The 23,399-nt window shown below is 58.5% G+C and carries 26 protein-coding genes; 21 read left to right on the top strand and 5 right to left on the bottom strand.

Annotation, left to right across the window (positions count from 1 at the left end; translation table 11 throughout):
- Positions 1-141: 141 nt before the first annotated feature.
- Entirely contained in the window at positions 142-2,130 is a 1,989-nt protein-coding gene (gene uvrB / locus GWR55_RS05040) for an excinuclease ABC subunit UvrB (RefSeq protein WP_162401280.1), read from the bottom strand.
- 39 nt (positions 2,131-2,169) lie between these two features.
- Here uvrB and GWR55_RS05035 point away from each other — a divergent pair, with 39 nt between their 5' ends.
- Positions 2,170-2,757: a histidine phosphatase family protein gene (locus GWR55_RS05035; protein ID WP_162401279.1), complete on the top strand. Its 588-nt coding sequence runs from the start codon at positions 2,170-2,172 to the stop codon at positions 2,755-2,757.
- Between the two features lie 21 nt (positions 2,758-2,778).
- Here the strand turns inward: GWR55_RS05035 and GWR55_RS05030 are convergent, their stop codons facing one another.
- A complete protein-coding gene (locus tag GWR55_RS05030; protein WP_162401278.1) occupies positions 2,779-4,008 on the bottom strand; it encodes an FAD-dependent oxidoreductase in 1,230 nt (409 codons plus the stop codon).
- Positions 4,009-4,128: 120 nt separating this feature from the next.
- On the opposite strand from GWR55_RS05030, the gene GWR55_RS05025 reads away from it, so the two are divergent.
- Positions 4,129-4,863: an HAD family hydrolase gene (locus GWR55_RS05025; protein WP_162401277.1), complete on the top strand. Its 735-nt coding sequence runs from the start codon at positions 4,129-4,131 to the stop codon at positions 4,861-4,863.
- Positions 4,864-5,046: 183 nt separating this feature from the next.
- Here the strand turns inward: GWR55_RS05025 and GWR55_RS05020 are convergent, their stop codons facing one another.
- The 3 genes from GWR55_RS05020 to lexA all read right to left on the bottom strand — a co-directional run bounded on the left by GWR55_RS05020 (position 5,047) and on the right by lexA (position 8,274).
- The gene (locus tag GWR55_RS05020; RefSeq protein ID WP_162401276.1) at positions 5,047-5,901 is read right to left on the bottom strand and encodes a DUF4097 family beta strand repeat-containing protein; all 855 of its coding nucleotides are present in this window, start codon (positions 5,899-5,901) and stop codon (positions 5,047-5,049) included.
- A 390-nt stretch (positions 5,902-6,291) separates the two neighbouring features.
- Complete coding sequence (locus tag GWR55_RS05015; RefSeq protein WP_162401275.1) at positions 6,292-7,500, bottom strand: efflux RND transporter periplasmic adaptor subunit; 1,209 nt, start codon at positions 7,498-7,500, stop codon at positions 6,292-6,294.
- Positions 7,501-7,668: 168 nt separating this feature from the next.
- On the bottom strand, positions 7,669-8,274 hold the full coding sequence (gene lexA / locus GWR55_RS05010; RefSeq protein WP_162401274.1) for a transcriptional repressor LexA: 606 nt from the start codon (positions 8,272-8,274) through the stop codon (positions 7,669-7,671).
- 233 nt (positions 8,275-8,507) lie between these two features.
- Here lexA and GWR55_RS05005 point away from each other — a divergent pair, with 233 nt between their 5' ends.
- The 19 genes from GWR55_RS05005 (at position 8,508) to GWR55_RS04915 (ending at position 23,399) form a co-directional block, all read left to right on the top strand.
- Entirely contained in the window at positions 8,508-9,260 is a 753-nt protein-coding gene (locus GWR55_RS05005) for a response regulator transcription factor (RefSeq protein ID WP_162401273.1), read from the top strand.
- Positions 9,261-9,270: 10 nt separating this feature from the next.
- On the top strand, positions 9,271-9,492 hold the full coding sequence (locus GWR55_RS05000; RefSeq protein ID WP_162401272.1) for a hypothetical protein: 222 nt from the start codon (positions 9,271-9,273) through the stop codon (positions 9,490-9,492).
- A complete protein-coding gene (locus GWR55_RS04995; RefSeq protein ID WP_370521365.1) occupies positions 9,486-10,739 on the top strand; it encodes a sigma 54-interacting transcriptional regulator in 1,254 nt (417 codons plus the stop codon). The genes GWR55_RS05000 and GWR55_RS04995 overlap by 7 nt, the downstream gene beginning before the upstream one ends.
- A 112-nt stretch (positions 10,740-10,851) precedes the next feature.
- Positions 10,852-11,211 (top strand): flagellar basal body rod protein FlgB, encoded by a 360-nt coding sequence (gene flgB / locus GWR55_RS04990; RefSeq protein ID WP_162401271.1) that lies wholly within the window; start codon positions 10,852-10,854, stop codon positions 11,209-11,211.
- 4 nt (positions 11,212-11,215) lie between these two features.
- Positions 11,216-11,713: a flagellar basal body rod protein FlgC gene (gene flgC / locus GWR55_RS04985; protein ID WP_162401270.1), complete on the top strand. Its 498-nt coding sequence runs from the start codon at positions 11,216-11,218 to the stop codon at positions 11,711-11,713.
- A 39-nt stretch (positions 11,714-11,752) separates the two neighbouring features.
- Positions 11,753-12,082, top strand: a complete 330-nt coding sequence (fliE, locus tag GWR55_RS04980; protein WP_162401269.1) for a flagellar hook-basal body complex protein FliE — start codon at positions 11,753-11,755, stop codon at positions 12,080-12,082.
- A gap of 92 nt (positions 12,083-12,174) precedes the next feature.
- Entirely contained in the window at positions 12,175-13,947 is a 1,773-nt protein-coding gene (fliF, locus tag GWR55_RS04975; RefSeq protein ID WP_162401268.1) for a flagellar basal-body MS-ring/collar protein FliF, read from the top strand.
- Positions 13,944-15,032, top strand: a complete 1,089-nt coding sequence (gene fliG / locus GWR55_RS04970; RefSeq protein ID WP_162401267.1) for a flagellar motor switch protein FliG — start codon at positions 13,944-13,946, stop codon at positions 15,030-15,032. Before fliF ends, fliG begins: the two co-directional genes overlap by 4 nt.
- A complete protein-coding gene (locus GWR55_RS04965; protein ID WP_162401266.1) occupies positions 15,016-15,723 on the top strand; it encodes a FliH/SctL family protein in 708 nt (235 codons plus the stop codon). Before fliG ends, GWR55_RS04965 begins: the two co-directional genes overlap by 17 nt.
- Before the next feature lie 2 nt (positions 15,724-15,725).
- Positions 15,726-17,054, top strand: coding sequence for a FliI/YscN family ATPase (locus tag GWR55_RS04960; RefSeq protein ID WP_162401265.1), 1,329 nt, complete (start codon positions 15,726-15,728; stop codon positions 17,052-17,054).
- Positions 17,055-17,071: 17 nt separating this feature from the next.
- A complete protein-coding gene (locus tag GWR55_RS04955; RefSeq protein ID WP_162401264.1) occupies positions 17,072-17,521 on the top strand; it encodes a hypothetical protein in 450 nt (149 codons plus the stop codon).
- Positions 17,522-17,589: 68 nt separating this feature from the next.
- On the top strand, positions 17,590-19,245 hold the full coding sequence (locus GWR55_RS04950) for a hypothetical protein (RefSeq protein ID WP_162401263.1): 1,656 nt from the start codon (positions 17,590-17,592) through the stop codon (positions 19,243-19,245).
- 20 nt (positions 19,246-19,265) lie between these two features.
- A complete protein-coding gene (locus GWR55_RS04945) occupies positions 19,266-19,586 on the top strand; it encodes a flagellar hook capping FlgD N-terminal domain-containing protein (RefSeq protein WP_238398652.1) in 321 nt (106 codons plus the stop codon).
- Between the two features lie 92 nt (positions 19,587-19,678).
- On the top strand, positions 19,679-20,905 hold the full coding sequence (locus GWR55_RS04940) for a flagellar hook protein FlgE (RefSeq protein WP_162401262.1): 1,227 nt from the start codon (positions 19,679-19,681) through the stop codon (positions 20,903-20,905).
- A gap of 124 nt (positions 20,906-21,029) precedes the next feature.
- Positions 21,030-21,572 carry a flagellar basal body-associated protein FliL gene (gene fliL, locus GWR55_RS04935; RefSeq protein ID WP_162401261.1) on the top strand — a complete coding sequence of 181 codons (543 nt, stop codon included), beginning with the start codon at positions 21,030-21,032 and terminating at the stop codon, positions 21,570-21,572.
- Between the two features lie 23 nt (positions 21,573-21,595).
- On the top strand, positions 21,596-21,937 hold the full coding sequence (locus GWR55_RS04930; protein WP_162401260.1) for a FliM/FliN family flagellar motor switch protein: 342 nt from the start codon (positions 21,596-21,598) through the stop codon (positions 21,935-21,937).
- A gap of 26 nt (positions 21,938-21,963) precedes the next feature.
- Positions 21,964-22,245 (top strand): flagellar biosynthetic protein FliO, encoded by a 282-nt coding sequence (locus tag GWR55_RS04925; RefSeq protein ID WP_162401259.1) that lies wholly within the window; start codon positions 21,964-21,966, stop codon positions 22,243-22,245.
- 251 nt (positions 22,246-22,496) lie between these two features.
- The gene (fliP, locus tag GWR55_RS04920) at positions 22,497-23,111 is read left to right on the top strand and encodes a flagellar type III secretion system pore protein FliP (RefSeq protein WP_238398651.1); all 615 of its coding nucleotides are present in this window, start codon (positions 22,497-22,499) and stop codon (positions 23,109-23,111) included.
- 18 nt (positions 23,112-23,129) lie between these two features.
- On the top strand, positions 23,130-23,399 hold the full coding sequence (locus GWR55_RS04915; RefSeq protein WP_162401258.1) for a flagellar biosynthetic protein FliQ: 270 nt from the start codon (positions 23,130-23,132) through the stop codon (positions 23,397-23,399).

Genomic DNA, 23,399 nt, shown 5'->3' with positions numbered 1-23,399 from the left:
CTGCCGCCTGCCAAGCTGGCACCATCCCACACCGCAGATTCTTCGACTACGTCCTTCGGGCTTCGCTGAGGATGACACTTTGCGCAAAACGTCGGAGGGAACAGCCCAGACGATTGTCCCAGGCAAAGCAGCTATATGTAGCTACGTGAACAGAAATTCCTTGGTGCGTAGCTCCTTAACGGTATCCCGGAGTTTCGCCGCCTTTTCGAACTCGAACTTCTTTGCGGCCTCACGCATCTCTGTTTCCAGCCTTGCAATATAGGAGTCGAGATCCTGCTGGCTGGTGAACTCGGGCATCTCGCCGGCCTCTTCGGTCAGGTCTGCGTAGTCCGCGTTCAGGATTCCGGCTAGCGCCATCTCCGTGGGCCGGATGATGGATCTCGGAGTAATGCCGTGCTCCTCGTTGTACGCCTGCTGAATCTCGCGGCGCCTGTTGGTCTCATCGATGGCTCTCTGCATCGATTCGGTCATGGCGTCGGCGTACAGGATGGCTCGGCCCTCGAGATGCCGGGCAGCGCGCCCGATGGTCTGGATGAGTGAGCCCTGCGAGCGCAGGAAGCCTTCCTTATCGGCGTCAAGGATGGCAACAAGGGAGACTTCGGGAAGATCCAGGCCCTCGCGAAGCAGGTTGATGCCGATGAGTACGTCGAACTCGCCTTTGCGGAGATCGCGCAGCAGCTTGATGCGCTCCAGCGTCTCGATCTCCGAGTGCATATAGCGACAGCGCACGCCGACTTCGGTGTAGTAGCCGGCAAGATCCTCGGCCATGCGCTTGGTGAGAGTGGTTACGAGCACGCGCTGGCCTTTGTTGGTGCGGTCGCGAATCTCGGCGAGCAGATCGTCGATCTGGCCCTTCACTGGTCGGACCTCTACGATGGGGTCGATCAGACCTGTGGGACGAATGATCTGTTCGATCACTACACCCGCCGACTTGGTCAGCTCATACGGGCCGGGGGTAGCCGAGACGTAGATGATCTGGCCGGCGCGGGCCTCGAACTCCTCAAATCGTAGAGGACGATTGTCCAGTGCGGACGGCAGACGGAAGCCGTAGTCGATCAGGTTTTGCTTTCGAGAGCGGTCACCGTGCCACATGCCGTGGAGCTGTGGCACGGTAACGTGAGACTCATCGATAAAGATCAGAAAATCACGGGGGAAATAATCGAGCAGAGTCGGCGGAGGCTCACCGGGAAGGCGGCCTGAAAAGTGACGTGAATAATTCTCAATTCCGTGGCAGTAGCCGACGGACTTGATCATCTCGAGATCGAAACGTGTTCTCTGGTGGATTCGCTGCGACTCTACCAGGCGGCCTTCTTTCTCAAGCTGGGCCTCCCACTCGAAGAGCTCCTTTAGGATGGAATCCATCGCCGTCGCCTTTCGTTCCGGCTGGACGACGTAATGGCTCTTCGGGTAGATCGGCAGACGTGAATATTTCTGTTTGACCGAGCCGAACAACGGATCGATCTGCGAGAGGGAATCGATCTCGTCGCCGAAGAGTTCGATCCGATAGGCGTTCTCATCGTAGGTCGGGTAGACCTCGATGACGTCTCCCCGGACTCGGAAGGTTCCTCTGCGAAAGTCGACGTCGTTCCGCTCATAGAGAATCTCGACCAGCCGTCGGGTAATGTCTTCGCGTCGGACCCGCTGGCCTTTCTCGAGCATCAGCAGCATGCCGTAGTACGCCTCGGGCGAGCCCAGGCCATAGATGCAGGAGACCGAGGAGACGATGATGGCGTCCCGTCTTTCAAACAAGGATCGGGTCGCGGAGAGCCGCAATTTGTCCAGTTCCTCGTTGATGGTTGCTTCTTTTTCGATGTACAGGTCGCCGGAGGGAATGTATGCCTCGGGCTGGTAGTAGTCGTAGTAGGAGACGAAGTACTCGACGGCGTTGTTGGGGAAGAACTGCTTGAACTCGTGGTAGAGCTGGGCTGCGAGCGTCTTGTTATGGGCCAGAATGAGCGCAGGCCGGTTCAGCTCTGAGATGACCTTGGCCATCGTGAAGGTCTTGCCCGATCCGGTGACGCCCAGCAGGACCTGGTCCTTCTCTCCTGACGTGACTCCGGATACAAGTTCGTTGATCGCGCGCGGCTGGTCGCCCTGCGGCTTATACGTGGTGCTTAGTTGAAAATCCATCTCCACATAAGATAGTGGAAGTGAGACGGAGGTTGCGGAATGAGTGAGGGAACCCAGTTGTGGTTGATTCGGCACGGCGAGACGGAGTGGAGTCTGAGCGGCCAACATACCAGCCGGACCGACATAGCCCTGACGTCCCATGGCAGGAAGAGAGCCGAGGAACTGCGTGACTACCTGAAGGGGACGGACTTTCAGGCAGTGTTCGTAAGTCCCATGCAACGGGCACGGGAGACCTGTCAGATTGCAGGATTCGGAAGCCAGGCTGTCGTAGACGACAACCTGAAAGAGTGGGACTATGGGGTCTACGAGGGAAAAACAACGGCGGAGATTCGTGCCCGGATTCCGGGTTGGAGCGTTTGGAAAGATCCGATTGTGGACGGTGAAACCGCGGAACAGGTGGGTTTGAGAGCCGACCATGTCATCGCACGTTCTCTGACAGCTTCACCCAGTGGCGGCAACGTGGCGCTATTTGCGCATGCTCACATCCTCCGGATTCTGGCGGCAAGATGGCTTGAGCTGGCGGCAATCGAGGGAAGCCTGTTCGCACTGGGGACCGGAAGCGTGAGCGTGCTGGGGTGGGAGCGTGAGACGAGGGTTATCTCATCCTGGAATCGCAGCTTCGAGTAATCGGGCGCTGGCGGGCCGGGCTCAGGATTGCTCGTGCTGGCGGATATGTTCAGGCTGGAGACCCATTCCGATCAGGCGACCGGTCAGATATTTGAAACCTGGGATGTTGGTGATGATTCGAAGCATCAAGGGTGGGCGGACTGGACCGGGGTTCTGGAGAACGCGATTCAGGATCCGATGAGCGAAGACCTGAACGGCCTGCGTCCGCCGAACCGCCTTTTCCCGATACTGCTGTACCCACTTCAGGTGATGTGTCGTGAGCGAATTGGAGCGTAGAGGCTCCGCCAGAATGTTGGCCGCTGCCACCGCGTCCTGGAGGGCAATGTTGATTCCTATGCCTCCGACGGGAGACATCGCATGTGCGGCGTCGCCGATGCAGAGAAGCCCCGGGGACGACCACTGTGTGAGGCGGTTAACCTGCACGGTGAGCAGCTTGACCTTGTCCCAGGAGTCGATCTCGCTTACCCGATCTGCGAGGAACGGGACGATCCGGACAAGACTCTGCTGAAATGCGGAAAGGCCGGCCTGCTGCAACTGCGGAAAACTTCCCTTGGCGATCAGGCAGGCGACCTGGAAGTAGTCGATTCTGTTGAGAAGTCCGATCAGGCGGCCGTAGTTCACGTATCCCAATGCATTCTCAGGATCGCCGTCGTGACGTGGGAGACGCAGCCAGAGCACGTCAATGGGCACGCCCTGTTCAATCAAGGGGAGATGTGCCGCCTGCCTCGATATAGCGCGGCGTCCGTCGCAACCGACCGTTAGTGTGGCAGGAATCTCGACGACGCCTTCCGGGGTGCGTGCAATGACTCCGGTCGTGACGCCGTTGCTCTGAAGCAATCCCGTAGCCTCCCAGCCCATGCGGAGGGTGAAATTGGGGAACCTTGCGGCTTCTGCGGCAAGGAAGTCCAGAAAATCCCACTGCGGCATCAAAGCGATATATTTTGCACGAGTCGGCAGGTGAGAGAAGTCCGCCATTGTGGCTCTATAACCGCCGACGACCCCGGAGAGATGGCTGATCTTCGAATGGCGAATCTCAAGAAACTTGTCGAAGAGACCAAGCTGATAGAGAAGCTCGAGCGTCGAGGGATGGATGGTATCGCCTCGAAAGTCGCGGAAGAAGTCCTGGTGCTTTTCGAGGACTGTGACCGGTATACCTTCGCGGGCGAGCAGAAAGCCGAGCATGATGCCGGCAGGGCCGCCACCGATGATGCAACAGGTCGTGCTGGCGAGAGTCCGAGTGCTCTCCGGCATCCTGCCACGGTAGCAGGGGCTATTGTGCTGGTCAATGCAAGGATGGCTTATCTGCGAGCCAGGAATCACATTCAATTCGGACGAGGGCAATTCAGCGTCAAAAGGCAATAAGCTGTAAGGATGAAACCTGTGACTCCAAGGCTTATCGTCTTCGACCTGGATGGAACCCTGATCGATTCACGACAGGATCTTTGCAACTCTGTCAATGCAATGCTGGCTCACCTCGGCAAGTCCGTGCTCCCGGAAGAGGTGATTGCCAGCTACATCGGGGATGGCGCTTCGATGCTGGTGCGACGCGCGCTGGGCGATCCTGAGGGCGATGCGCACGATGAAGAATTCGTTGCAGAGGCACTGCACCACTTCCTGGAGTACTACAGGGTTCACAAGCTGGACTTCACCTACGTCTATCCCGGCGTGATGGAGACGCTGGCGGCGATCCGCACAGCGCTGCCGGATACCCCGATGGCGGTTTTGACGAACAAGCCGGTGAATCCATCGCGCGTGATCTGCGATCATTTCGGACTGTCGAGCTACTTCTTCCAGAACTATGGCGGCAACAGCTTTCATACCAAGAAGCCTGACCCCCACGGCCTGCTGACGCTGGTCGGCGAGGCATCGGCCATCTTGGGCTCACCGGTCGTTGCGTCCGAGACCCTGATGGTGGGCGACACGGATATCGATGTTCTGACCGCACGGGCTATCGGAGCCGTTTCGGTGGGGTGCAGATTCGGGCTGGCTCCTGAAAGACTGGCGGCGGCGAAACCGGACTTCATGGTGGATTCTCCAGCGGGTTGGATGCAGGCGATGGGGATACCTACCCCTGCCGATTTTACGCAAAATCTTGGAGTCAAATGATTTAGATCCGGATCTCGTGTTTCAGCGATAGGAAAAGCCAGAACGCCCCAGTCGAAAGACTGAGGCGTCTGAATTTAATTTCCTACTTCTATTGTTGAGATCTGGCTCAGGTAAATCGGCACATGAATCAGGCATTTTCCAGCGAGATGAATGCGACCGACCGTTGACACGTGCGGAGCCAAGCTACCGGATGGTGATGTCTCCCGAGCCGGTGTTGGCGTGAACGAGGGGACCGCCACCATTGACCGCGCCGGTAATGTGATGGCGGTTGAGGCTTCCCTGCATGGTAATGGGTTGCGAAACGTTAACTGAGCCGGAGCCGGTGTCAGCGACCAGGTTGAACTTTGCACTGCTGCCCAGGCTCATGCGGATGGAGCCGGAGCCGGTGGAGAGCTTCCAATCGGTCGCTGGCTGACCTGCGACCTCGATGTCACCGGAGCCGGTCGAAGCCTTCAGTCCGCCATTGATTCCTTGGAGATGGACTGAGCCGGAGCCGGTTTCGGCCCGCACGTCGCCAGGGCCTGTCTGTTGAAGATCGACGTCGCCTGAACCCGATCCCAGAGTGGCGGCGCCGTGGATTCCGGTGGCGTGCACTGAGCCGGAGCCGGTCTGCGCCTTGAGGGTAGCTCCTACGTTATCGACAGTGAGATCTCCGGAGCCGGTCGCGGCAACAATGTTGGAGCCTTTCGGCAGGGTGACGTCGTAATCGATGGAGATGTTGCGATAGAGGTCGTTATCGCCATGGCGCTGGCCGATGGTGATTTCATTGCCGTTCTGGACGATGGGAGGATTGTTGGCAATCTGATGGATGCGCCCCTCGAGATCGCCCGACATCCAGCTGTTGTTCCCATGAATGTGGCCGACGATATGGACCTGATTATCAGAACCGGGTTTGAGACGGATATAGCCTGAGCCAGTGGAGACGGATACGTTGGGCGAGCTGCTCACGTTGAGGGTGCGATCGAAGCTGCCCTCTGCGGCGAATGCAGTTGCGGTGATGGCGAGTGTGGCTGCTGCTAAGAGATGACGGACGTACATGAATTGCCTCCGTTTCGTTTGGAAGTACGAGAGGAAACTGAGTTTCGTTCCGTGGTTTTTGAAAGAAGAGGTGTGTCCCAGGGCTTTGCGGAGCCAGATATGGCACGGGTGGGAGTCTTGAGTTTGCGATTTCGTAGTCCGTGAAGATCTGTCTCTGAGCGATTCAGACGTGTTTTGCGACCCGTCGGGTCCTATGCCGGGTAGACCGCAGATCCTTCGACTGTGGCTTCGCCTCCGCTCAGGATGACACGTTGGGACGGGGCCGAACGAGGACATCCTGCGCGGGGCAGGTGGCTTTCACACTGCCGATATCGAAGCTATTGCTATTGCTTTGACGATCACGAGCGAGGCTACTGCGCGACTTATAAGCTCTTATCCGAACGGCCCGGTTTACTGCTGCAGGATTACGGTATCGCCTTGCTTGAGTCCGGAGAGGACCTCAGTACGCGTGCCATTCGAGATGCCGGCCTTGATGGGGACCTTGCGACGGCCATTCTTCTGTTTGGAGTCGGGAATCTCAACCGAGGCGTTGCGATCCTTGTCATACATGACGGACTGTTCAGGGATGGTGAGAACGCCCTTGTGTTCATCGAGCAAAATCTCGGCGTTGGCGGTCATGTTGGCTTTGAGCTCTCCGCCGGGATTGTCAATGGAGACGCGCACTTCAAAGGTGGTGACGTTGTCTTTTTCGACCCCGAGGGGAGCGATCTTGGTGACCTTGCCGTAGAAGGTCTTGTCTTTGAAGGATTCGACCTTGATGCGGGCAGGCTGGCCCATGTAAACCTTGCCAATATCGGATTCATCGACTTTGCCCTGCACATAGACCTGCGTAATGTCGCCAATGGTCATGACGAGGGTAGCGGTAGAACCCATGACGAGAATGGAGCTTACTGCGTCGCCGAGTTCGACATCTCGAGAAAGGATGACGCCATCCATGGGAGAGGTGATCGTCGTATAGGAGTACTGCTCCTGCAATTGCTTGAGCGAGGCCTGAGCCTGCTGGACCTGCGCCTGTGCCTGGTGGAACTTGGAGGTGTCGACAGAGATCTGGGCTACGGCTTTGTCTCGAGTGTTTGTGGCCGCGAGATATTTCTGTTCGGCGTCGTCGAGAGCTTGTTGGGAGACCACGCCGTCTCTGGACATGGACAAGGCACGTTCATAGGTGTGCTTAAACATGGGAAGATCGGGAGCTTCGGCGTTGACCTTATCGTATTGAATGGCGGCCTGCGCAGCGCGCTCATTGGATTCGGCGGCGGCGAGCTGGGCCTTCTGAGCGTTTACCTGGGCGAGAATCTCAATCTGGTCGAGCTGGGCGAGTACCTGACCCTGCTTCACATGCTGGTTGATGTCGACGTAAAGCTTTGTGACGATGCCTGAGGCCTTGGACTTGACCTCGACCTTGGTGATTGGCTGAACCTTTCCGGTCGCGACGACGGAGCGGGCGATATCCCCTTTTTCGACCTTGGCCAGCTGCGAGGGCTCGATCCGAGCGCTGTTTCCGCGTGCTGCCACGGCCACGCCGAGGATAACGGCTACCACCAGGACGATGATGCCGCCCCATATCCAGAGATTGCGCTTTTGTTTGCGTTGTGTCGCCAAGCTCCTGCTCCTGCTGACTGCTGTAACGTTCCCGGTAGTTTTGTGCGGCTTCTTGAATCCACTACGCAGAAAGACTTGCCGTGGTTCCCGAAATCATACTGAACGATTAAAACAGTTCAGGATTGAATACAGCGATGACAGGAGAGAAGGACAGCAGGTGCGAAATGTCTAAGAGTATTTGCGAAGTACGCCAAGAACCTTGCCTTGAATGCTGACATTCGCAGCCGCGGCGAAGATCGGCGCCATCTCAGAGTTGGATGGTTGAAGGCGTATCATGGGGCCTTCGCGATAGAAGCGTTTGAGGGTGGCATCGGAACCGTCGACCAGCGCCACGACGATCTCGCCTTCGCGGGCAGTTCGGGTGCGCTCCACCAGGACATAGTCTCCGGAGACGATGTGTTCATCGCGCATGGAGTCGCCGCGCACCTCGAGCGCGAAGACCTCGCGGTTGCCGATGATGTCGCCTAGCGAGATGCTCTCTGCGGTCTCAATGGCCTCAACCGGCCTGCCGGCAGCGATGCGTCCCAGGAGGGGAAGGCGCTCCGGGCCACGGCGTGTACTGCGCGCCGGCAGCACATCGATGGAGCGGCTGCGGTTATGGGCTCTCTGCAAAAGTCCTTTGTTCTGCAGATTGGTGATGTGCTTATGGACGGTGGCAAGTGAACTGAGGCCCAGGCCGCTGGCGATCTCTTCATAAGACGGGGAGTACCCGTTCTTCTGGGTGAAGCCGGAGAGAAAGTCGAGAACCTCTTTTTGCCGCCTTGTGATAGCCATGCGGGAATTGTAGCGAATAAAAAGCGAATTGCAAGCTACTTTCTTGATGCTCCCAAATTATCTGCTGATTGGTGTTCCAAAAGCGGCCAATTCCCATTTTGAAAAGCCTGCTGGAAGAAAACCTTGCGTGAGTCTTGAAAGCGTTCGCCAGATAACCCAAGGTAATCAGACACCAGCCGCGAAGGGATTACGAAAGTTTCTCAACGGTGGCTTACTTGCAAGGAGAGATAGATATGCAGGTATTGATTGTAGAAGATGACGCTGCCCTGGGCCTGTTTCTGGAGAAGGGACTGAAGCTGGAGGGACATGATGTCGAGCGCGTAGAGGACGGAGAGGCGGCGCTCGAGAGGCTAAGCGAGGGTCGGCCCGATCTGCTGGTGCTAGACCTGAGTCTGCCAAAGCGTGATGGCGTTGAGGTGCTGGAGCAGATGCAGGGATCGTTTGGCAGCACCGTCGTGCTGGTGCTGACGGGACGGGGGCTTGTAGAGGAACGTGTGCGGTGCCTGGACCTGGGGGCGGACGACTTTCTTCTGAAGCCTTTCAGCTTCCATGAGCTGGTTGCAAGGTGCAGGGCCCTGCTGCGGCGGCGTGAGCGCTTTGCCGACCCCATTCTGCGTCACGGCGATGTGGAGATGAACCGGTTGGAGCGCTCCGTAAAGCGGAATGGAAGAGCAGTGGAGCTTACGTCCAAGGAATTCGCGCTGCTGGAGTACATGATGCAGCGGAAGGAGCGCTGCTGCAGCCGCGCGGAACTGCTGACGAGCGTATGGCAGATGCCGGAGGATGCGGGAACCAACGTGGTGGATGTCTACGTGAACTATCTGCGAAAGAAGCTGAGTACAGCAGACGTTGACGGAGGAGAGGGGCACGCGATTGTCGAGACGATCCGGGGCCAGGGATATCGGATGAACGGTGCAATTTCTGCGAAGAAGCTTCCGGCACGGGTACCCATCTATATCGGAACCTCAACCATGGTTGAGGCGTAGGGGGATACCGGTGAGCTCAGACAGCCTGGCGGAACAGATCGATTGCCTGCTGCATGGATTCTGTCAGCCTTTGACGGTCCTGCAGTGCAGGCTGGCTCTCGGCGAGTTGAGCGGAGAGCCTGGAGAGATGCGCGCGGCGATTGGAGCGGCCCTGAGCGAGTGTGCCCGCTTGAACGAAAAGGTCGATGCGATGCGCGAGATGTTACAGACAGTGGAGCGCAGGGGATGGTAGAGATGATGCGGAATGGTGCAGCGATGGCTGGCGCGGAGACGGCCAGATTCGGGATCGCAGATGGAGCTGTAGTCGCCCGGAAGGTGGTGCTGGCCAGCGCGGATGCCGATCTGCGTACAAGGCTGAAGGCCTCTCTGGCAGGAATGCGATGGGAGGTCCACGAAGCCGCCGGAGGAGCGGAGGCCATGGCCCGCGTGGATGCGTTGCATCCGGAGGCTCTGATGGTGGACAGCTGGCTTCCGGACCTTGAAGTTGGGGAGTTTGCCAGCCAGATGCATGTGCTGTATCCGGGGGTGGAGATGGTGCGGCTGGATGGCGGCATGGATGGGCGGGTGCGCAGTCCGCGACGGCATGAGCTGCTGCATGCTCTGCGCGAGGTGCAGGGCGAGGTTCGAAGCGATACCGCGGCGTGGAATGCGGCTCCCGTCAGTGTGCCGGAGCTGACGCGCATCGTTGAGAGTGAGGTTCGACGGAGCGGGGTAAACGCTGTCGTGCCGGAGATGATTGGCGAGAGTGAAGCCATGCAGGAGTTGGCGCGTCTGATACGACTGGTTGCGCCACGGGCGACGACGGTGCTGATTGAGGGCGAGACGGGAGCCGGCAAGGAGGTGGTCGCGAAGGCGCTTCATCGGCTGAGCGATCGGGCAGGGAAGCCGTTTGTGGTGCTGAACTGCGCGGCGATTCCAGAGGCGCTGCTGGAGGCGGAGCTGTTTGGCCATACGCGTGGTGCATTTACGGGAGCCGTGCAATCGCGCACCGGAAGGATTGAAGCAGCGCATGGCGGTACGCTGTTTCTGGATGAGATTGGAGAGATGCCCGTTGCCCTTCAGGCCAAGATGCTCCGCTTCCTGGAGTGTGGCGAGTTGCAGCGTGTGGGTGACAACGACGTGACGCGGGTCGATGTGCGTATCATCGCGGCAACGCATCAGCCGCTGGAGCAGAGGTCGGCGGAGGGAACGTTCCGTCTGGATCTGTATCACCGGCTTGCAGTCTTTCCGATCGAAGTTCCTCCTCTACGAGAGCGTGTGGAGGATCTGGAATTGTTGGCGGAGCATGTTCTCGCGAAATTGGGAAAGCGCATGCCGCGGAAACGGCTGGGCCCGTCGGCTATGGCGAAGCTCAAGGAGTATGCGTGGCCTGGGAACGTCCGTGAGCTGATGCATGTCCTGGAGCGTGCGGCGATTCTCGCGGGTGAGCGCATGGAGATCTCTGCCGATGAGATTCGTTATCGGCGAGCAACGCGATAGTCGACGATAAGAGATAAAAACAACAAAGCTAATCCAATCGCTTAGAGCGCTCTCATTCGAGAGCGCTTCTTTTTGGCCGCTGGAGTGCATAGGGAGAGGTGGAGGTCTTCCTATGCAGGTGACGACACCCTTGAGCAGCGCGTTGACGCGATACCTTGACCTGACGGCGGAGCAGATGAAGGTGACGGCCGAAAACATGGCCAACGTCGATACGCCGGGATACAAGACGAAAGGCTTTGATTTCGAACAGGAATTTTTACGGCAGATGAATTCGTCAGATGCGACGGGTCCTGCGACAGCGCAGACGCGGCAGGTGGATGGACTGGTTTCGAGACCGGATGGAAATAACGTCTCGATGGATCGAGAAGGCGTGCAGCTGGCAAAGGCGCAGCTGCAGTTCAAGCTCGGAGTGCAGTTGCTGAAGAACGAGTATTCGATGGTGATGAGCGCGATCCATGCGGAGGCGAAGTAGAGCAATGAATCTGTTTGGCGTGATGGATGTGAGCGCGTCGGCCTTGAAGGCTGAGCGGGTGCGGGCCGAGGTGGTGGCCTCGAACATGGCGAATGCAGAGACGACGCGCACGCCGGAGGGAGGACCGTATCAGCGCCATCATGTTGTCTTTGAGGCGGAGGGCGATGGAGAGTTTCAGCACTCGCTGGTGACTCACCTGGTGGGCGATGGGCTTCCTTCTCTTGGCGGATCGCGTTTGTTCGGTGAGGATCTTACAGCAGCGAGATCTGTGCCTGGGGGAGTTGCGGTGACTGGAATTATCGCGGATGCACGCGCGCCGCTGCGGCGCTACGATCCGCAGCATCCGGACGCAGGGCCGGATGGATACGTTGCGTATCCCGACATCAATCCTCTAACCGAGATGGTGGACCTGATGGGCGCGACGCGTTCCTACGGGATGAATGCATCTGCAATGCAGGCGGAGAAGAATATGGTCTCTTCGTCTCTGGACATTCTGAAGTAGCTGGCACCAGGGATTTCAAACCATTTTTGAGGTGAGCAGATGAGTGACGTGTTGATGAAGAGCGGTCTGGCGATGTCGAACAGCTTCGGTTCCATGAGCACGCAGGGAATGAGCGGCGCGGGGAGCGCGACGGGCGATCAGGGGTCGGAGACGCCGTTTGCAGGACTGCTGGAGTCGATGGTGAAACAGACATCGGCGCTCGACCACCAGGCAGCGACTACCGTAATCGGGCTGCTGAACGGACAGGGAGTGGATATTCACAAGGCGATGATTGCGACTCAGAAGGCGGATATGGCCTTCGAACTGGCGCTGCAGGTGAGGAACAAGGCGGTCGGGGCGTACCAGCAGATGATGGGCATGCAGTTCTGAAAGATCTTCGCTGTCTGACGGGCAGTTGAGTCCGGTGATCAAAGGCAACGCAGGTGATCCGCGCTGGGGGAACGTGAGGGTGAACAAAGGGGATGGCTGAGACAGTACAGACCGAGGGCGGAGAACTGCAGAGAGCAGAGCCGGCGATTCCCGCATCCGGCATGGTGGACAGAGCGGCTGCAGCCGTTTCATCGATGCGCGACAGGGTGATGTCGCTACCGGCCGGGCAACGGAATTCTCTGCTGGCATTTACGATCTTCATTGCGTCCATGGCGGTGGCGATGATGTGGTATGCGGGCCGGCGGGACTGGAAGCCGCTGTTTACGGGGCTGGATGGAAAGGATGTGCAGCAGGTCTCGCAGGAGCTGGCTGCGGCAGGGATTCCGTACCAGATGACCAGCGACGGCAGCAGCATCGAAGTTCCTGCCGAGATGGTGGATAAGGCGCGCATGGAGATTGCGGCCAAAGGAATGCCGCAGACCGGCCGGCTGGGATTCGAGCTGTTCGATAAGCCGAACTGGGTTGGAAGCGAATTTGACGAGAAGGTGAACTACCAGCGGGCGCTTGAAGGAGAGCTGGAACATACGATCTCGACGCTTGGAGTGGTGCGTTCGGCCAGAGTGCATCTGGTGCTTCCGAAGCAATCGCTGTTCACGAGCGAAGAGCGGGCGGCCAAGGCGTCGGTGGTGCTGAAGCTGAAGAGGCCCTTTCTTGGCGAGGAGCAGGCAGATGCGATTCGAAGCCTGGTAGCCGGCGCGGTTGAGAACCTGAGTCCGGACGATGTGAACCTGGTGGATGCCGATGGCCGCGTGAACCTGAAGCCTCGGTCAAAGAACGCCGTTGCTGCCGACGTGGAACAAGAGATGGAGGCAAAGCTGGTGGCGATGCTGGAGCCGCTGGCAGGCCACGATAATGTTCGAGCCACGGTCAACGTGAGTTATATGCAGGGCACAGAGGAGCGGACCGACGAGATCTATGACCCGAATCAGTCGGCGACGCTGAGCCTGCAGAAGAGCGAGCAGGTCTCCGAGCAGGCACAGCGCGCAATGGGAGTGCCGGGAACGGCGAGCAATTCACCGGCAGGAGCGCCCACGGGAGCCGTGCAGGGCTCGCAGGCTGCCGCGGCGCCCGGAATGCCTCCGTTGCTCCAGAAGGAAGCCCTTCCGGTCTATCCGCAACAGGGAAACGGAGCGGGCCAGAGCGTTCGTGAAGAGAGTGGAACCTATGGCGTGACGAAGCACACGATCCATAGCGAAGAGGGGCCTGGGCGGGTCCGCCGCGTCACGGCGGCTGTGGTTGTGAATGATCGCGCCGTCGTAGAAGGGACCGGAAAGACCCAGCGCACCGAGTGGAAGCCGCGCAGCGCGGAGGAGATGCGAAGACTGGAACAACTGGCACAGGCTGCAGTGGGCTTCGACACGCGACGAGGAGACCAGGTGGTGGTGGAGAATATCAGCTTCAGCTCGAACTCTCCTGAGCTGAAGCCGCCAGTGATGGAACAGGTGATGGAACAGGCGCGGACGTTAGCAAGAACACAGCCAGGCCTGGCGAAGACCCTGATCATCGGATTCTGTGCGGTTCTGTTGGTGCTATGCGTACTGCGGCCGATGGCTCGCCAGGTGGTGGAGGCTCTGCGTGCGCCGGCTCTGCTAACCGGAGACAATAGCATGCGCGAGACGCCGCAGACACCTGCGCTGATGAGTGAGGCCATAGTAGGCGCACCCGCATTGCCTAGCAAGACAAAGGAGCAGATGCAGCATCAAGGCATCTTTGAACAGGTAGCAGAACATATCCGTCGCGAGCCTGTGCAGAGCACGCGTCTGCTTGAGGCCTGGATCGGTTCTTCAGAGGAGATGGATGTATGACCCAGCATGCCCAGCACGCCGCATCGCAGATGATGCAGCGAAATCCCCTGTTGTTACCGGAGGCATCGGGCTTTGAACCACTTGAGGGCTCGGGATTGCGCAAGGCTGCGATCCTGATGGTGGCGCTCGGAGACGAGCTGGCGAAGACCCTGTTTCAGAGTCTCTCCGAGAGTGACGTTCACCGGGTGACAGAGGAGATCACGCGACTGGGAGAGATCAAGGCCCAGCATCTGACGCAGGTCCTGACGGAGTTCTACGGGTTATTAGAGACCCAGCAATACATGGTTCGGGGAGGGCCGGAGTACGCGCTTCGCGTCCTGACCGAAGCGTTCGGTCCTTCGAAGGCTGAGGCCATGCTGGCCCAGGTGCGAAGAATCCGGGAACGCGCCAACGGCGATATGGCCGCGCTACAGAAGATGGATCCGCAGCAGCTGAGCAAGTTTCTGGAGAGCGAGCACCCGCAGACCGTGGCGCTTGTACTGGCTCACGTGGATGCAAAGCGGGGATCGCTGATCCTGATGCAGCTTCAGCCTGCGATGCGTGTGGACGTGGTGAAGCGGCTTGCGGAGATGCGCCAGTTCTCGCCGGAGATGGCGCAGAAGGTTGCCCTGGTGCTGCATCAGCGCATGGAGGGCATGGGTAACGGCGGTCGCAAATCCTACTCCGGCTTCAAGGCTGTGGCCGAGCTTCTCAATCGCGTGGACCAGACTGCGAGCAAGACGATCCTTGAAGAGATTGAGCAGGACGAGCCAAAGCTGGCGATAGGGATTCGCAACCTGATGTTCACCTTCGAGGACTTGCTGACAGTCCCGGCGGAGAGCATTCGGGAGTTTATCGCTGCGGTAGACAAGCGGGTGCTGGCGATGGCACTGAAGGGGAGTCGGGAGAACCTGAAGGCCCATCTCTTCAAGGCGATGAGCTCGCGCGCTGTCGAGATGCTGAAGGAGGACATGGAGGTGATGGGGCCGGTCCGGATGAAGGATGTTGGCCTGGCTCAGCAGGAACTGCTTGCCCTGGCCCGCCAGTTGGAGAGCGAAGGACGAATGATGTTGAAGATGGGACCGGACGATGACCTTGCTATCTGAGAATCCACCTGAGGAAGAGATCCCGGCTGTATCCTGCGTGCTTCCGTTGGAGTTTGAAGAGATCGGATATCCGTCGGCCGCAAGCGCGATCCGGACGCCGATGGATGATCTGGCAGCTCCCGCAAATGCGACGGAGAGAGATGTGCTCGCAGAGCTGGAAGAGCGACTTCAAAGCCAGACAGACCAGCACAGCATGGAGTTGGAAGAGGTCCGCCGGCAGACGCGCGACGAGGTTCGACAGGAGATGCTGGCGGAGCTGGAAGAGAAGATCGCACGGGAGCGCCAGGCGATCATCCAGACCTGCGAGAGATTTGTGCGGGAGCGGACGCGATACTTCGGCCAAGTTGAGAAGGAGGTCGTGCTACTCGCGCTGGCGATTGCGGCGCGTGTATTGCATCGCGAGACCGGAATCGACCCATTGATCCTGAAGGGCGCGGTTCGGGTGGCGCTCGAAAAAGTGCAGGGAAAAGAGACAGCAATGCTGCGTACTCCGAAGGAGCAGGTCGAGGAGTGGAAGAAGATCCTGCTGGAGGCGCACCGGGAAGACGTAAGTGTGGTTGGTGACAGCCGCCTTCAGGCTGGTGAATGCGTGCTTGAGACGAGCGTAGGACGCGTGGATCTTGGAGTGAAGGCGCAGCTTGAGGAGATTGAAAAAGGCTTCTTCGATCTGCTGCAGCAGAGGCCGGCATAAAAATGCAGAGTGAGTGTGAAAACGTTGAAGAGCTGCTGAGGCCCTACTTCGCGCACATGGCGCGCGGGACGCCCTGGCGTTGGACGGGGAGAGTGATTGAGGCCAACGGGCAGACGATCGAATCCGAAGGTCCGTTGTGTTCGGTTGGAGAGTGCTGCGAAATTATGGATGCTGACGGCAGGCGGCATCGTGGTGAAGTGATCGGATTTCGTGGAAGAAATGTACTGGCAATGTCTCTGGAGGCGACGCGCGGAATCCGCTATGGAGATGCGCTGGCGGCAACCGGGATTAGTCCCGGGATTGCTGTGGGCGATGGCATGGAAGGCCGCGTCCTCGATTCCCTGGGACTTCCTCTCGATGGACTTCCAGCTTTGCGTCCGCGTGAGCTGTGGCCACTGGACGGTGCAGTCCCTCACCCGATGCAGAGGGTGCCGATTCGGGAGGCGATGAGTACGGGGGTTCGTGTGCTGGACGGCATGCTGACCGTCGGGCGGGGGCAGAGGATTGGTATCTTCGGAGGATCCGGCGTAGGAAAAAGTACGTTGATCGGGATGATGACGAGGAACACAGCTGCCGATCTTACTGTTGTAGGTCTGGTTGGAGAACGCGGACGCGAGGTGCGAGAGTTCGTGGAAGATTCGCTCGGCGAAGAAGGAATGAAGAGAGCCATCGTGCTGGTATCGAGCTCTGACCAGAGTCCGCTGCTGCGAATGCGCGCCGCGCTGGCAGCTACGGCGGTAGCGGAGTATCACGCGAGTCAGGGAAGGCATGTTCTGCTGGTACTGGATTCGCTGACACGCTATGCGATGGCAGCGCGCGAGATTGGTCTGGCGGCGGGCGAGCCGCCGGCGACCAAGGGGTACACGCCTTCAGTGTTTACAAAGCTGGCGAAGCTGGTAGAGAGGGTGGGGAACTTTGAGCACGGAAGTATCACCGCATTCTATACGGTTCTGATGGAAGGGGACGATCAGCAGGATCCGGTTGTGGATTCCGTGCGTTCCTTTGTAGATGGACATGTGGTGCTGTCGAGACAGCTTGCATCTGCGGGATGGTATCCGCCTGTCAATGTATTGGATTCGTTAAGCCGTCTGATGCCCGCAGTGGTGAGTCGGGATCATCGGGAACAGGCTGCGGTGGTGCGTAGGCTTCTGGCTGCACACACGCGGTCGGAGGATCTGGTCCGGATAGGGGCCTACAGATCTGGCGCCGATCCAGAGTTGGATCGCGCGATGCAGGCCATGCCGGTAATGCGGAGCTTTCTCGAACAAGGCAGTGAAGAGAAGGTACGCCTGGAAGACACAGTCGAGCGGCTGATGACGATGGTGCTGTGATGATGCAGCCACGGTTGATGATTCTGAAGAGGCTCGGCGCGGTGTATGGCCTTATGGAGGAGATGCATTCACTGGAGGCCAGGGTGGCGGCCAATGAAGTGAGCGAAGTGGAGTCGGTGATTCGCGCAGAGATTGGAACACTGCAATCTGCACGGGTGCGGCAACGCGAAGCGATGTATGGGGAAGATCTGCTAGGCCGATCACTGATCGCGGTGCGTGAGGAGATGGCGATCCAGAGGAACAGGCAGCTAGAGCCTGCACTTCGGCAACGGCGTGAGACGTTTGAGCTTGCACAGCTTCGCTACACGGATAGTCGCCTGTGGAGCGAACGGATGAACACCCTGATCGAAGCTGAGCTTCATCGGATCGCTATAGAACATGAGCGAAGGATGCAGGCTGCTTCCGACGATCGCTTTCTTGCGCAGCGGCGCGCAAAACTCGGCAGAGTGAATTCGACTGCTGGATGAATCGCGCCTAATGTGGCTCCACCGTGTTTGGCATCACAGATGCATTCAGGGAAGAGGAGACGGGACTCATGAAGATTGCATGCTCCATCCTTGGGATTGAAGGCCTGCAGAGCGCGCCGGCTCTTGGGCACTCCGTAGCGGGGGTGTCGACGGTCTCTTTCGCGGAGAGTCTGGGAGAGAGTCTGACGAAGGTGATCACTGATGCGGGCGAAAAGCCGATCAAGCCCGAGATCCTTATCGTAAAAGCGGGCAAGCCAGATCAGAAGATGGCTGGCGAGCCAGAGAGGCATCCAGTCGAAGCGGTTTTATCGGGACGTCTGAAGCTGGTCACAAAGGGAGTTGCTGTTCTCAACGAGCAAGTGTCGCTTGCGGGACAGAGCACGAACCCCGGCATGACCTCGGACGACATTCCGGCTACACCTGTACAGAACGATGCGCCAGAGAAGGTTTCATCTGGCAAGGTAGCGGAGATTTCAAAGCTCGATGGGCCAGCGTCTGCTCTCGATGAATCGAGTGAGGCACAGGCAGAAAGATCTGCAGAGCAAGAAGGTGTTCCGCGAGAGCCTGTAGTTGCGGCCTCCAACGGAAGAGATCACAGGGAAACCGATTCCACCAAGAAGATAGAGCACAGCGTAAAAGCCTCCAGTCCAGCCACAGTGAAAGAGAAGGGGGCGAAGGTTACTCCTCATCACAAGACAAAGCGGGACTCAAAGCACTCGCCAATCGAAGGCCAGCGGCTTCAACAGAATTCTCCTGGCGATAGCCCTGGAATGGTCCAGACGATTGCGGCAGCAGGATCTGTGCTGACAGCGCCTGCCGTAGCTCAGACTGTACTGGACCGGGGCTCGCAAAACTCATCTGTAGATGTAGAGCCGGTCATGCCTTCTGGACGGAAGGTTGTGGCGGCACACAGCGCCCGGAAGGGGCCGCATGATCAGCCTGCCTTGAAGCCGCCTGGTGCCCCTGGGATCACGGCGGGCGAGACATCAGGAAAACCGGCCGAAGCTCCATTGCGCGAAAACAGGACTCTCACCGAAGCGACAGCGAGTAAGACCGCCGCCGGTGACGACAAATCTCTGGTTGAAGATAGATCTCATGCCGCGCTGCAGACTGCGCCCGTCGCTGGCGCCAGCGGACTGCAGCCTACGTTGCATGCGCCGGCGCCGCAACCACCCGACAAGATTGCGGTTGCCGCGCCGGCCCACCTGGCCCATATGCCGCCACCCGACTCTCCGGCATCGCAGACGATCTACGCGCCTGGGGAACATGGCACGATCAGCGCAACACCGACGGCGCTGGAGGTGGGCATTCCGGGAGGAACCCACGGTTGGCTGAAGGTGCGGGCTGAGATAGGGGGTGATGGCAGTGTGCACGCGTCCATGTCATCGAATTCTGCTGCAGGCACAGAGGCCTTGCGGCGTGAACTTCCCCAATTGACCAGCTACCTGCACCAGGAGCAGGTTCGTGTGAGCTCTGTCGTCGTCCATACACCTCATAACCCGACAGAGTTTTCCAACCAGACATCGGGGGATGGCAGAGGCCAGGCCATGAATGGCGGCCCGCCGGATACACACAGGGGAGATGCAGGACGTAGCGGCGGCCAGGGCGCGAGCCATTCGCAGGCTCGTATCAGCCAGACGCCACTGGTGCCGGAAGCGGATGTAGATCTGCTGCTGCCACGTGGATTCGGATCCGCAGGCGGTTGGTTAAGCGTACGAGCGTAATAGAGAAAAGGAGTGGAGAGATGGATATGACGCAGTTAGGAGCAATGGCGGGACAGAGCAAGGCGGCTAATCGCGTTGCCACGGCACTTGCACCGAAGACGACGCACACGGCCGAAGCAAAGGCTTCAAACGGCAATGGCGACAACGGCTCGACAGATAATTCAACGATTACGTCGAACGATTTTCTGACGCTGCTGGTCACAGAACTGAAGAACCAGGATCCGACGCAGCCCACGGACCCGAATGCATACATTCAGCAACTCGTCGGCGTAAACAGCCTGCAGCAGCTGATCCAGATCAATCAGGGACTCAGCACGTTTGAAAGCGCGATCACAGGCTAACGTATTTTCGTTGCACACGAGCCCTGATGGCGTTTGCGTTCCGCACGAAACAAGCAGATCAGGTTAGCAGGTTCATCAAAAGGAGAAAAGGTATGGGATCTTTTTCAATTGCATTGAGCGGCCTTCAGGCCGACACGACATCGCTGAATACGATTGGCAATAATCTGGCCAACCTGAACACGACGGCCTACAAGGATCAGGGCACGACGTTTGAGGACTTGTTCTATCAGCAGATCGGTACTTCGGGTTCGAATAATCCCTTGCAGGTGGGCGTGGGAACCCGCGTTTCCGGTACCTCGACGGACTTTACCCAGGGAACATTTCTCCCCACCGGCAAGTCCGAAGATATGGCCCTGAGCGGCAATGGATTCTTCGTCGTGAATCAGAACGGAGTGCAGCAATTGACGCGTGCCGGCGACTTTCTGTTGAGCCAGCGCGGAGATCTGATCACAACCTCTGGCGCCAGCGTGATGGGCTACCCTGCGAACAATAGCGTGGTGAACGTCAACGCTTCTCTTGTTCCTATCCAGTTGCCGGTCGGCGTCACTCAGGCAGCCCAGGCTACGCAGAACATTTCGATCACGGCGAATCTGAATGCCGCGGCTTCGGTGGGAACCTCATTTACGACACCGGTGACGATCTATGACTCGCTTGGAAAGAGCCATGCGATGACGGTTACCTATACGAAGACCGCGCAGAACCAGTGGGATTACAGCGTGGACCTGCCGGCTGGCGAAGCCACGGGAGCACCCACCAACAACACTGGCACCCTGACCTTCGATTCGAACGGAAATCTCACCGCGCCCTCCGGATCGGTGAACAACATTACCTTTCCGGGACTGGCTGACGGTTCCAGCGATCTGAGCTTCAACTGGAACCTTGCCAGCGGAGGCAGCCCGACCATCACGCAGACCACGGCGCCTTCGACCACAGGCGCTTCGGTACAAGACGGGTACGCCAGCGGCAACTACTCCGGGTTCACCGTGGACGAAAACGGTCTTGTGACGGCGAAGTTCGATAACAACCATACTCAGATCGTCGGCCAGATCGCAGTCGCGACTGTAACCAACACGCAGGGCCTGGTTCGCATGGGACACAATGCCTTTGAGACGACTGCAGCCTCCGGCGACGCCGTCGTCGGCGTTGCAGGAACGGGCGGGCGCGGCACGGTCGAGGATTCTACGCTCGAGCAGTCGAATGTGGATATCTCGACGGAGTTTGCCAACCTGATCGTAGCGCAGCGCTCCTTCGAGGCAAATTCGAAGACCATCACGACCTTCGATTCGGTCACGCAGGCTACGCTGGGGATGATCCGTTAGAGCTTTCGGAAGGTGTCGAGCAAAGGGGCGGCTTCGGCCGCTCCTTTTTTATCGGCCGGAGCTAAAGAATTCCTAATAAGTAGTCGACGAAGATGGCTTTCGGATTGCTCAAAGAGCAGACATCATGGCTACTACACCTCCTATCATCCAGGCAAAGATTGCGTCTGACCCCGTGAAGATTCCACTGGCTCCGCTCTTCATCGCAGTTGTAATTGGCGTCCTGTTCGCGACCGCTGGAGTAGGCGGTGTCCTGTACTACGTGCTCCGGTCGGGGAAGGTTCCGATCCACGTGAGCATGACTCCTGCTGCCGCTCCGACTACTCCCGTCAAGACGCACATGATGGCGCTTGAGCCGTTGCTGGTGAATCTTGCCGATCCATCAGGCAGCGCATTTTTGCGGGCGGGCCTCACCCTTGAGGTGGCGGAAACGCCGATTGAGAAGGGTAGGGACGCGAAAAATCCGGAAGCAAAGCCTCAGGGCAGGGATACAGATGCGGCGTTGCGCGATACGGCGCTTGCAGTCCTGGGCAGGCAGACCTCCGATCAACTGCTGGCTCCTGGAGGCAAGGACCGCCTGAAGTCAGAGCTGAAGGTAGCCTTCGCGGAGCACAATCATCAGCTTCAGGTGGCGGATCTGTTCTTTACCGAATTTCTGGTGCAGCGATAGACGGCGGCCGTTTGGAGACGACGATGGCTGAGAACGAACTGGCAACGATTGCGTCGCGCACGGTTGTTGAGTCCTCGACGGCAGGCACTACAGAGACGGTCGATCTGCGGCCGTGGATGATGCGGATTGAAGAGCACGCCTCGTGGCCTCTGGTATCTCAGATGACGGTTCTTACGAGCGCTGCGATTCCTGTCGCGGGATTCAAGATCCGGGATCTTGTGCATCTGCAGGCCGGGCAGATCGTCGAAAGCGCCTGGGCCCATACCGAAGACATCCCCCTGAATGCTGCACGGGTGCACGTGGCCTGGAGCGAGTTCGAGGTAGTGGATCAGAATCTGATGGTCCGGCTGACACGATTGGCATAGAGACGGCGCGACGGAGTGGAACGGAGATGCGGGTATTTTCCCAGGCAGGAAGGACAGCACCACAGCTCAATCACCATGGCATCGCTGGAGCTCTGGTGCAATGGTGGACAGATCGGCAGGCGAAGAAGGATTCCGTTCAGCATCTGCGCGTCATCGAGACGCTGCCGCTGAACAACAAGCAGAAGCTGATGCTGGTGCAGTGTGCAGGACAACAGTTCCTGGTAGGGGTTGGACTGGATCAGATCAGCACGATCCTTCCGGTGGAACCCACTGAAGGATCTATCGGCAGGGAAGCACGATGCGATTAGGCCTTATATTGCGGAGCCTGCTGCTGCTATGCCTGACGAGCACGACAGTACTCGCACAGAATCGCCCTGCCTCTCATCGTTCACAGCCTTATGGGGTGAAGAGCCGTCCCCCCGCTGCGCGTGTCACCTCTAGAAAGACAAGTGTCGCTAGACGGAACTCACGGCAGACGGCAACTGATTTTAGTCAGCCAGCAACCGCTGCTGCACATGCGGCCGAGTCGATTGAAGATGCTCTGAAGACGAACCATAGCGTGCCATGGTCGATTGTCATAGGACTGACGCTGCTCACGTTGATACCGGCGATCCTGCTGTCTGTAACCCCCATGGTCCGCCTGCTCGTCGTATTTCACTTCCTCCGGCAGGCGCTGGGAACGCAAACCGCTCCATCGAATCAGGTGCTGATGGGGCTGGGTCTTATGATGACATGGTTTTTGATGACTCCTGTCCTGTTGCAGGTTGAGCAACAGGCGATCTCGCCCTATCGCGCCGGGGTCATCTCCGGCGAGGAGGCGATGATCCGCGGAGTGCAGCCGGTCAAACAGTACATGCTGCGCTACGCGCGTGAGAAAGACCTCGCGGTCTTCGCCTCCGCAGCCATGAGTGCACGACCTAGAAGCAAAGAGGACCTTCCGATCCAGGTCGTCGTACCGGCGTACATGCTCAGCGAGTTGAAGGCCGGCTTCCAGATCGGAGCTGTTCTGTTTCTTCCATTCCTTCTGGTGGATCTAGTCGTAGCCAGCGTAACAACCTCCATCGGGATGATGCAGCTGCCGCCCGTGGTGATCTCGACTCCACTGAAGATTCTGCTGTTCGTGATGGTGGATGGATGGAACCTGCTGGCAGGCCAGCTGATTAAGAGTTTTTAAAGATCGACAGGAGAAGAGATGGGACCGGATCAGACAGTAGAGATGATCAGGAGGCTTCTGATAGAGGCGATGTTGCTAAGCGCCCCGTTACTGGTGAGCGCATGTCTCATCAGTCTGCTTGTAAGCCTTGCTCAGACACTCACCGGCGTACAGGAGCAGACGCTTACGGCTGTCCCAAGGCTGATCGTAGTCTTCGCCATTTCGATGATCACGTTGCCGTGGATGATTCATCGGACCGTCGCATACACCATTCGGCTGTTCCACGACTTCCATCGCTACCTGGGATAA

Source organism: Edaphobacter sp. 12200R-103 (assembly GCF_010093025.1).
Classification (GTDB): Bacteria; Acidobacteriota; Terriglobia; order Terriglobales; family Acidobacteriaceae; genus Edaphobacter.
The sequence above is the reverse complement of the archived record's forward strand: the minus strand, read 5'-3'. Positions and strand labels throughout refer to the sequence as shown.

Excerpts from the sequence above, each read along its gene's own strand:
- uvrB (WP_162401280.1), bottom strand. The coding sequence starts at position 2,130 with ATGGATTTTCAACTAAGCACCACGTATAAGCCGCAGGGCGACCAGCCG.
- GWR55_RS05035 (WP_162401279.1), top strand. The coding sequence starts at position 2,170 with ATGAGTGAGGGAACCCAGTTGTGGTTGATTCGGCACGGCGAGACGGAG.
- GWR55_RS05030 (WP_162401278.1), bottom strand. The coding sequence starts at position 4,008 with ATGCCGGAGAGCACTCGGACTCTCGCCAGCACGACCTGTTGCATCATC.
- GWR55_RS05025 (WP_162401277.1), top strand. The coding sequence starts at position 4,129 with ATGAAACCTGTGACTCCAAGGCTTATCGTCTTCGACCTGGATGGAACC.
- GWR55_RS05020 (WP_162401276.1), bottom strand. The coding sequence starts at position 5,901 with ATGTACGTCCGTCATCTCTTAGCAGCAGCCACACTCGCCATCACCGCA.
- lexA (WP_162401274.1), bottom strand. The coding sequence starts at position 8,274 with ATGGCTATCACAAGGCGGCAAAAAGAGGTTCTCGACTTTCTCTCCGGC.
- GWR55_RS05005 (WP_162401273.1), top strand. The coding sequence starts at position 8,508 with ATGCAGGTATTGATTGTAGAAGATGACGCTGCCCTGGGCCTGTTTCTG.
- GWR55_RS04995 (WP_370521365.1), top strand. The coding sequence starts at position 9,486 with ATGGTAGAGATGATGCGGAATGGTGCAGCGATGGCTGGCGCGGAGACG.
- flgB (WP_162401271.1), top strand. The coding sequence starts at position 10,852 with ATGCAGGTGACGACACCCTTGAGCAGCGCGTTGACGCGATACCTTGAC.
- flgC (WP_162401270.1), top strand. The coding sequence starts at position 11,216 with ATGAATCTGTTTGGCGTGATGGATGTGAGCGCGTCGGCCTTGAAGGCT.
- fliE (WP_162401269.1), top strand. The coding sequence starts at position 11,753 with ATGAGTGACGTGTTGATGAAGAGCGGTCTGGCGATGTCGAACAGCTTC.
- fliF (WP_162401268.1), top strand. The coding sequence starts at position 12,175 with ATGGCTGAGACAGTACAGACCGAGGGCGGAGAACTGCAGAGAGCAGAG.
- fliG (WP_162401267.1), top strand. The coding sequence starts at position 13,944 with ATGACCCAGCATGCCCAGCACGCCGCATCGCAGATGATGCAGCGAAAT.
- GWR55_RS04965 (WP_162401266.1), top strand. The coding sequence starts at position 15,016 with ATGACCTTGCTATCTGAGAATCCACCTGAGGAAGAGATCCCGGCTGTA.
- GWR55_RS04960 (WP_162401265.1), top strand. The coding sequence starts at position 15,726 with ATGCAGAGTGAGTGTGAAAACGTTGAAGAGCTGCTGAGGCCCTACTTC.
- GWR55_RS04955 (WP_162401264.1), top strand. The coding sequence starts at position 17,072 with ATGATTCTGAAGAGGCTCGGCGCGGTGTATGGCCTTATGGAGGAGATG.
- GWR55_RS04950 (WP_162401263.1), top strand. The coding sequence starts at position 17,590 with ATGAAGATTGCATGCTCCATCCTTGGGATTGAAGGCCTGCAGAGCGCG.
- GWR55_RS04945 (WP_238398652.1), top strand. The coding sequence starts at position 19,266 with ATGGATATGACGCAGTTAGGAGCAATGGCGGGACAGAGCAAGGCGGCT.
- GWR55_RS04940 (WP_162401262.1), top strand. The coding sequence starts at position 19,679 with ATGGGATCTTTTTCAATTGCATTGAGCGGCCTTCAGGCCGACACGACA.
- fliL (WP_162401261.1), top strand. The coding sequence starts at position 21,030 with ATGGCTACTACACCTCCTATCATCCAGGCAAAGATTGCGTCTGACCCC.
- GWR55_RS04930 (WP_162401260.1), top strand. The coding sequence starts at position 21,596 with ATGGCTGAGAACGAACTGGCAACGATTGCGTCGCGCACGGTTGTTGAG.
- GWR55_RS04925 (WP_162401259.1), top strand. The coding sequence starts at position 21,964 with ATGCGGGTATTTTCCCAGGCAGGAAGGACAGCACCACAGCTCAATCAC.
- GWR55_RS04915 (WP_162401258.1), top strand. The coding sequence starts at position 23,130 with ATGGGACCGGATCAGACAGTAGAGATGATCAGGAGGCTTCTGATAGAG.